Source organism: Actinoplanes sp. NPDC026623 (genome assembly GCF_040638275.1).
Lineage (GTDB): Bacteria > Actinomycetota > Actinomycetes > Mycobacteriales > Micromonosporaceae > Actinoplanes.
This window is the reverse complement of record NZ_JBEZXZ010000298.1, coordinates 1-7,494: the sequence shown is the minus strand read 5'-3', so window position 1 is coordinate 7,494 and position 7,494 is coordinate 1. Positions and strand designations below refer to the sequence as shown.

Sequence of the window (7,494 nt, the reverse complement as noted above, 5' to 3'; positions counted from 1 at the left end):
ACGTTCGTCATCAGTGAGCACGATCGGCACTGCTGTCGGCAATGGCATGCAACCACCGTACCCACTGACAACGATTTAAAGACTCAGGACACTAGCGCCGACCATCACCCGGAACGCCGCGAAGCGCCGATGCGGAGCGGCCTGGCCGCGGCCGGGTTCGTCAGCTGGGTCCGAGTGGTGCCGTCGCCGGCGCCGGTGCGGGCGACGGCTCCGACCCTGATCTGGCTGGTCGACGTCGCCGGCCGGACCCGCGAGGACGCCGCCGAGACCGTACGAGGGACCGCACAGGCCCTGCTCGCCGCCCTTCTCGCCGACGCCGGCCGGTGACTCACACGAGGGCGCTGTAGACCAGTTGGCGCAGCTGCGAGCGGATCGGGGGCGCGTCGGACGGCACGAGCTCCGGCCCGCGCAGCGGCAACAGCTGCGTCATGAACACCACGCTCAGCTCCTCCGCCGGATCCACCCAGAACACCGTGCCCGCGACCCCGCCCCAGTAGTACTCGCCGACGCTGGACACCGAGTGCGTCAGCGCCGGGTCCACCATCACCGCGAAACCGAGGCCGAACCCGACGCCGGCGGGGACGGAGTCGGCGAACCCGCCGGTGGACAGGCTCCGCACGTCGCCGCCCAGGCGGTTGGTCCGCATCAGCCGCAGCGTTCGCGGCGCGAGGATCCGGACGCCGTCGAGCAGGCCGTCGCCGGCCAGCATCCGGGTGAAGCGCGCGTAGTCGGGGACCGTCGAGAGCAGGCCCCCGCCCGCCGACAGCACCTGCGGCCGGTGCCGGGCACGCTCACCCATCGCATCCATCCGTACGGCCGCGCCCGTGATCGGATCGGGGGCGTACAGCGCGGCCAGCCGGTCGGCGCGCCCGTCGTCGGCGTGCCAGACCGTGTCGCGCATGCCGAGCGGCCCGGTCACCCGCTCGGCGATCGCGGCGTCCAGGCGGCTGCCGCTCCAGATCTCGACGAGCCGTCCCAGCACGTCGGTGGAGGCGCCGTATCCCCACCCCGTACCCGGCTGGAACAGCAGCGGCAGCCGGGCGAGGTCGTCACACATGGACGCGAGGGTGGCGCCCTCGGGGTGCCCGAGGTCGTAGCCGGCGCGCCGGTACAGCGCGTCGGCCACCGTGGTGTGCAGGAAGCCCGCGGTCAGGCCGGAGGTGTGTGCGAGCAGGTGCCACACCCGCACCGGCTCGACCGCCGGCGTCGTGACGGGGTCGTCGACGGGTCCTCCCGCGTACACCCGCGCGTCCGCGAACGACGGGATCCACCGGCTGACCGGATCGGTGAGCTCGAACGCCCCCTCCTCCCAGAGCGTCATGGCGGCCACCGACGCGATCGGCTTGGTCATCGAGAAGATGCGCCACAGCGTGTCCCCGGCGACCGGCAGGCCCGCCTCGCGGTCGCGGTGACCGTAGGCCGCGAGGTGGGCCGGTTGCCCGCGCCGGCCGATCGCGAGCTGCCATCCGGCGAGCCGGCCGTCGTCGACGTAGCGCGCGAGGTGATCGTCGATCCGGGCGAGCCGCCGAGGGTCCAGGTCTACCAAGTCCCGCGCGCCTTCCGAACGGCGTTGTCCATGATCGCGGCCACCGCGGCCATGCCCTGCGCGTTCGGGTGATAGGCGTACGCCGGGGAGACGGGGACGGCGCCCTCGACCCAGCGCCGGGCGGGCGCCTCACACAGGCCGTGACCGGCGCTGGGGCCGCGGAGGTCGACGTAGGTCGCGCGGTTCGCGGCTGACACCCGGGCCAGCATCGTCACCAGCAGGTCCATCCTGGACCGGATGTAGTCCGCGTCGCCCGGAAAGTACGGGTCGCCCGGATAGCATCCGCCCGGCCGCCAGTAGGTCAGGTAGCCGGTCACGACCACGTGGGCGCGCGGCGACCGGCGGTGGATCTCGGCGAGTGAGGAGGCCGTCGTTCCCGCGAGCGCCTGGACCCGGGCGGCGAACCGGTCGGCACCGCCGACGGTGAAGCGCTCGCGGCACGTCGCCCCCTGCGGTTCCGGGCTCACGTGCGCGCACTGGACGAACGCCTCGTACGTCTTGATGTCGTTGGCGCCGATCGCGAGCGTGACCAGGCCGGTGCCGGGGCGCAGCGCGTCGAACTGCGGCGGAACCGTCTCGAACTGCCGGCCCGTGAGGTGCGTCATCGTCGCCCCCGAGCAGGACACGTCGGTGAGCGCGGCGCCCAGGCGTCCGGCCAGCACGTGCGGCCAGTCGTGGTCGGAGCGCAGGCAGGTGGCGTCGATCTCGTTCGGAATCCCGGGGCCGGCGACGGACGAGTCGCCCAGTGCCACGTACCGCAGCGGCTCGCGGGCGGTGGCGGGCGATCCGGCGAACACGATGCCGGACAGGGCCACGATCACGATCGTCGTCATCGACCTCATGATCCGGCCTCGACCGTCATGGCGGCCCGGTCCGCCGCGACCGCAGGATGCTCGCGGGTCTCGTCGCGCCTGATCGATCGCCCGAGCACCGGAACCAGCAGGAGGCCCACGACGGAGGCGACGGTGATGACGTAGTACGGCGAGAGGACGCTGCCGGTGGCGTCCTCGACGATGCCGTACACGTACGGGCCGACGAAACCGCCGGTGATGCCCACCGTGTTGATGAACGCGAGGCCCGCGGCCGCGACCACGCCCGACATCCGCGACATGGCGAGCGACCAGAACAGCGGCAGCGTACCGAGCGCGAAGAAGCTGGAGGCGGCGATCAGGCTGATGCGTACCACCGGGTTCGCGAAGGCGAGGAAGCTCAGCAGGATGACCAGCCCGGCGCCGGCGCAGACGCCGATGAGCACGACCTCGTGGCCGAAGCGGCGCTTGCACCACGGGAAGAACAGCACCCCGGCGAGCGCGGTGATGCCGCCGATTCCGGCGACGAGGCCGATGAGGAAGGGGTCCTCGATGCCGAGCGACTGGATGAGGGACGGGAAGTTGAAGCCGATGCCCGAGCTGATGGTCTGGTTGATGAAGTAGATGGCGGCGAGGACCAGCACCGTCGGGTGGCCGAACGCCTGGCGCAGGTTGCCGCGCAGGCTGGTCGGTGGGTGCGGGTGGTGGCGCCCGGCCTCCGCGGTGAGTTCGGCGGCCTCCTGTTCGGTCAGCCATCTGGCGTCGGCTGGCCTGTTGGGCAGGGCCAGCCAGACCACGAGGCCGAGGACGACCGTGGCGAGCCCCTCGACCAGGAACATCCACTGCCATCCGTGCAGGCCGGCCACGCCGTCCAGCTTCATCAGGCCGCCGCCCATCGGCGAGCCGACGGCGATCGCCACGCAGGGCGCGACGTAGATGAGGCCCACCATCGTCACCCGGTGCTGCTGCGAGAACCACAGCGTGACCATGAACATCATGGCCGGGAAGAGGCCGGCCTCGGCGGCGCCGAGCAGCAGCCGAAGCAGGTAGAACGACAGTTCGTTGCCGACGAACATCATGGCGGCGGAGATCGCGCCCCAGGTCACCATGATCCGTGTGATCCACACACGGGGACCGACGCGGTAGAGGATCAGGTTGCTCGGCACCTCGAGCAGGGCGTAACTCACGAAGAACAGCCCCGCCCCGAGCCCGTACGCGGCCGCGCTGATGCCGACGTCGGCCTCCAGGGAGGTCTTCGCCAGGGCGACGTTTACCCGGTCGATGTAGGCCATGAAGTAGGCGATGCCCAGCACCGGCAGCAACCGGGTCATGGCCTTCCTGGTGGCGACTGCGTGTAGGAGGTCTTTCGCGTTCGTCATCGGATGCCTCCGGATCGGCGGTTCCAGACGGTCCCGAGTGCCGGCCCGGCACGGCGAGCGCCTTGCAAAGACCGTTTCACCAGGGATACTACCGAGTATGATGCTAGATAGACCGATGGAGCTGTGTCAATGCTCACAGCCGGTGACGTGAGACGATGGCCCGGTGAGCGAGGAGGAGCCGGTGCGCCTGAGCCCGGAGGCAACACCCGACGCGCGGCGCCGCGTCCTGGATGCCGCGGCGGAGGCGTTCATGGCCAGCGGGTTCGCCAACGCCACCATCGATGAGATCGCCCGCGACGTGGGAGCCACCAAGGGCCTCGTCTACTACCACTTCCGGTCGAAGTTCGACATCTTCCTCACGGTCTACGAGGAGAGCATGCACCGCGTCCGCGAGCGGGTGGAACCACACACCAAGGGCCAGGGCAACGGGCGGGAGCGGCTGATCGCCATGTCGATCGCCCACGAGCTCAACCTCATGGAGGACTTCGCCTATCACCACGTCGTGCACCAGGCGGTGCGCGGCGAGATGTCGACCGCGTTGAAGCCGCGTCAGCGCGACGCCCTCGCGGTCCTCAACCAGCTTCGGCGCGACTACGAGCAGATGTTCCGCGTCGTCGTGGCGGAGGGCGTCGAGGACGGTTCCCTGCGCAAGGTGGACGTGCCGTTGGCAACGAGGACCCTGCTCAGTAACCTCAACGCCGTCGATCTCTGGTACCACCCGAACCCGGACCAGCCGGCCGACGAACTGCACGACCTCGCCTGCCGCATCGTCGATCTGCTCATCGGGGGCATCGCCGTCAGGTGAGGTCGTCACGGGGAAAGGACGGCGCCGTGCAGCGCAACGCCATCATCTTCCACGGAACGGGCGGCAACCCGGAGGTCGCCTGGTATCCGTGGCTCGGCCGGCAGCTCGCCGACCGGGGATACACGGTCGAGAGGCCGCACTACCCCGACGTCAACGTGGAGCCGATCGCCACGTTCCTGCCGAAGGTGCTGGCCGGCCACCGCTTCGACGAGCACACCGTGCTGGTCGGCCACTCGGGCGGCGCAGCGCTGCTGCTCGCGATCCTGCAGCACATCGACGTGACCGTGGCCCAGGCCGTGCTCGTCGCCGGCTACTGCACCCGGCCGAACGCCGGCGACGAACCGGTCCTGCAGGAGACCTACGACTGGGCGGCGATCAAGGCGCACGCGCGGGACCTGTACTTCATCAACTCCCGCAAGGACCCGTACGGCTGCGACGCCGAGCAGGGCCGGACGATGTTCGAGCGGCTCGGCGGCACGCAGATCATCCGCGACGACGGCCACTTCGGCGACTACGACCAGCCGTACCCGAGCTTCGAACTCCTCGACAGGCTCATTCCCTGAGTCCCGGCCGGGCTTGTCCGGCCTTGACGATGAGGTCCTTCTCCTGGGCGCGGAGGTCCGCGACGTGTTCGTGGTCCTGCCGGTTGATGGCGTCATCCTTGGCCCGCCGGACGAGGGTGATCTGCTCGTCGATACCGAGGTGGGACAACGGCGGCAGTTCCGGCCGGCGCAGTGGCTCCATTGTGTACGCAATGGGCGTGCGGTCGTGTCCGTCGATCTGATCGAGTCGACCAGTCTGCAGGTGGCTGATGTCGCCGCCGCCTTCCTCGGCGCCTTCCTCGACGCGGCAGACGAGCCAGTGCATGGACTGGGTGGCGTCATCCAGGGCCGCGCCGATGCGGCGGCCGTCGGCCAGGTCGATGACGGTCAGGATCGAGCGCGGGCCTGCGCCGCGGTACAGGATGCCGTGCTCGGCCACGGGCAGCAGCCGCCACGCGCCGCCGAACAGGGTTGCCGATCCGATGCGACGGTAGAGGGCGGCGAGGTCGCTGGATGCGTAGAACAGCCGCCTCTCCGTCGGCGCGGTCGTGTGATGGTCGCGAACGATCCGGTCGACCACGTCGTCGATGTGTGGCTCCGCCGGGCCCAGATACCAGCCGGCGACCGGCCGCAGCGCGCCGTCCGGGTCCTGGGCGACGCCGACCAGCCCGCCGTGCAGGGCCACCGTGCGGTTGTCCCGCTCGACCTGGTCGTTGACCCGGACGATCACCCGCGAGAGCGTGGCGGGTACCGAATCGCTGCGCACCCGTCGTGGACCACCTCCAGCCGCTTGCGGCCGGCATGCGACACCAGCCGGGGCCGCAACTGCTCGGCGTTCAGCCGCACGTGCTGCGCGACGCCCTGGGCGATGGTCAGCCACACCGCGTCCGGGGTCAGCACGAGCGGGCGGTGCTCGGCGAACGCCCGCCCGACCGCGCTCAGCAGCGGATGCACCCCGTCCGGCGTGAGCACCGGCAACACCGGGTCACCGCCGATCGCCAGCGCGTCCGCGAACAGCTCACCAAGGGCCCGCGTGGGCAATGCCTCGACCACAGGAACGACATCGTCGACCGCAAATCTCGCCACATCGACCAAGGTAGCCGCCGAAGTCGTGCTGTCCGGCAGGCGCACCATCGGCGGCGCCGCCCTGGCACATCCTGATCTTCAGGCCCGGTCGTCGTCCCACGCCACGGCGCTGATCCGCCAGCCCGCGGGTGTCCGGACGAACTGAAGGCTCTTCATTCCCCCGCCGGTGAAGGGCGTCCCGTCCTGGGCGCCGGACTTGGCGTAGCGGCAGAAATGCTGGGCGATGTCGCCGAACAGGTCGGTGCGCCCCGACACCTCCCACTCCCGGAAGCCGGTCAGCCGGCCGCTGGACAGCAGCTCCCGCCGGGGTTCGATGAACGCCTCGACGTCGTACACGGCGGGTTCCGCGCCGCAGGTGCGGGTGATCACCGCCCGGGGGAGGAAGGCCTCCCGAAGATCGTCGAGCCGGGCGGCGGAGTCCGCGCCCGACACGAAGGCCGCGAAGAACGTCCGCACCAGGTCCGCAACGGCCGCACGATCCGCCTCGTCGTCACCGATCACGCGGGCAACGGTAACGCGGCTTCGTCCGGGTGCCGCGCGGATTGACGCATAACGCGGGCTACCGCCGTCCGGGCCGGCCTCAGAGCCGCCTGTCGTTGACCGTGAGGTCCACCTCGATGTTGCCCCGGGTGGCGTTGGAGTAGGGGCAGACCTGGTGTGCGATCGCGACCAGCCCCGTGGCCTGTTCGGGATCGCCGATCGAGGGCAGCCTGACGTCGAGGGCGACGGCCAGGCGCAGCGCCCCGTCCGCGGCGGGCAGCAGCGAAACCCGGGACTCGATCGCCACGTCGTCGGCCGGGAGCCGCTTGCGCCTGCCGACGAGGCGCACCGAGGACGCGAAGCACGCGGCGTAGCCGACGGCGAAGAGCTGCTCGGGGTTGACGCCGTCGCCGTCGCCGCCCAGCTCCTTGGGCTGGCGCAGCGCGACCTCCAGCGTCCCGTCAGTGACGCGTCCGTGCCCGTCCTCCCTTCCGCCGGTGACGATCGCCCGGGTCGTGTAGAGCGCTGATGTCACGATGCCCCTCCTCGTTGTGCTTCCTATTTTTGAACTATAGGCTTCAGAAACAAGAAGTCAACCAAGGATTCGGGGGTCCGCCATGACCACGTTCGTTCTCGTGCACGGCGCCTGGCACGGACCGTGGGCCTGGGACCGCGTCGCCGCGCTGCTGCGCCGAGCCGGCGACCGCGTCATCGCGCCCGGGTTGTGCCCCGACCCGGGCACCGGGCTGCGCGACCACGCCCGGCAGGTCGCGGCCGCGCTCGACGGCACCGACGGCGACGTGGTGCTGGTCGGGCACAGCTACGCGGGCCTGGTGGTCCGGCAGGC

Annotated in this window: 11 protein-coding genes; 4 read left to right on the top strand and 7 right to left on the bottom strand. The window is 70.7% G+C overall.

Going from position 1 to position 7,494, the window contains the following annotated elements; genetic code table 11:
• Positions 1-129 precede the first annotated feature (129 nt).
• Positions 130-327 carry a hypothetical protein gene (locus tag AB0F10_RS42725; protein ID WP_360639517.1) on the top strand — a complete coding sequence of 66 codons (198 nt, stop codon included), beginning with the start codon at positions 130-132 and terminating at the stop codon, positions 325-327.
• Position 328: 1 nt separating this feature from the next.
• On the opposite strand, the gene AB0F10_RS42720 is transcribed toward AB0F10_RS42725, so the two are convergent.
• Genes AB0F10_RS42720 through AB0F10_RS42710 form a run of 3 tightly spaced genes read right to left on the bottom strand, consistent with a single transcriptional unit; the run spans position 329 to position 3,734 of the window.
• Positions 329-1,546 (bottom strand): serine hydrolase domain-containing protein, encoded by a 1,218-nt coding sequence (locus AB0F10_RS42720; protein ID WP_360639514.1) that lies wholly within the window; start codon positions 1,544-1,546, stop codon positions 329-331.
• On the bottom strand, positions 1,540-2,379 hold the full coding sequence (locus AB0F10_RS42715; protein WP_360639511.1) for an SGNH/GDSL hydrolase family protein: 840 nt from the start codon (positions 2,377-2,379) through the stop codon (positions 1,540-1,542). Before AB0F10_RS42715 ends, AB0F10_RS42720 begins: the two co-directional genes overlap by 7 nt.
• Positions 2,380-2,384: 5 nt before the next feature.
• Positions 2,385-3,734 (bottom strand): MFS transporter, encoded by a 1,350-nt coding sequence (locus tag AB0F10_RS42710; RefSeq protein WP_360639508.1) that lies wholly within the window; start codon positions 3,732-3,734, stop codon positions 2,385-2,387.
• Positions 3,735-3,897: 163 nt separating this feature from the next.
• On the opposite strand from AB0F10_RS42710, the gene AB0F10_RS42705 reads away from it, so the two are divergent.
• Together AB0F10_RS42705 and AB0F10_RS42700 are read left to right on the top strand one after the other, a co-directional pair.
• Positions 3,898-4,539 carry a TetR/AcrR family transcriptional regulator gene (locus AB0F10_RS42705; protein ID WP_360639505.1) on the top strand — a complete coding sequence of 214 codons (642 nt, stop codon included), beginning with the start codon at positions 3,898-3,900 and terminating at the stop codon, positions 4,537-4,539.
• Between the two features lie 26 nt (positions 4,540-4,565).
• A complete protein-coding gene (locus AB0F10_RS42700; RefSeq protein ID WP_360639502.1) occupies positions 4,566-5,102 on the top strand; it encodes an alpha/beta hydrolase in 537 nt (178 codons plus the stop codon).
• Here the strand turns inward: AB0F10_RS42700 and AB0F10_RS42695 are convergent.
• From AB0F10_RS42695 to AB0F10_RS42680, 4 genes are all read right to left on the bottom strand, one after another.
• Positions 5,092-5,766, bottom strand: a complete 675-nt coding sequence (locus AB0F10_RS42695; protein WP_360639499.1) for a hypothetical protein — start codon at positions 5,764-5,766, stop codon at positions 5,092-5,094. The genes AB0F10_RS42700 and AB0F10_RS42695 overlap by 11 nt on opposite strands.
• A 41-nt stretch (positions 5,767-5,807) precedes the next feature.
• Positions 5,808-6,167: a DUF4419 domain-containing protein gene (locus AB0F10_RS42690; protein WP_360639496.1), complete on the bottom strand. Its 360-nt coding sequence runs from the start codon at positions 6,165-6,167 to the stop codon at positions 5,808-5,810.
• A gap of 78 nt (positions 6,168-6,245) precedes the next feature.
• Positions 6,246-6,668, bottom strand: coding sequence for a DUF4440 domain-containing protein (locus AB0F10_RS42685; protein WP_360639493.1), 423 nt, complete (start codon positions 6,666-6,668; stop codon positions 6,246-6,248).
• Positions 6,669-6,747: 79 nt separating this feature from the next.
• Positions 6,748-7,182, bottom strand: coding sequence for an organic hydroperoxide resistance protein (locus tag AB0F10_RS42680; RefSeq protein WP_360639490.1), 435 nt, complete (start codon positions 7,180-7,182; stop codon positions 6,748-6,750).
• An 82-nt stretch (positions 7,183-7,264) separates the two neighbouring features.
• Between AB0F10_RS42680 and AB0F10_RS42675 the strand changes: the two genes are divergently transcribed.
• A partial coding sequence (locus tag AB0F10_RS42675) for an alpha/beta fold hydrolase (protein ID WP_360639487.1) occupies positions 7,265-7,494 on the top strand: 230 nt, incomplete at its 3' end.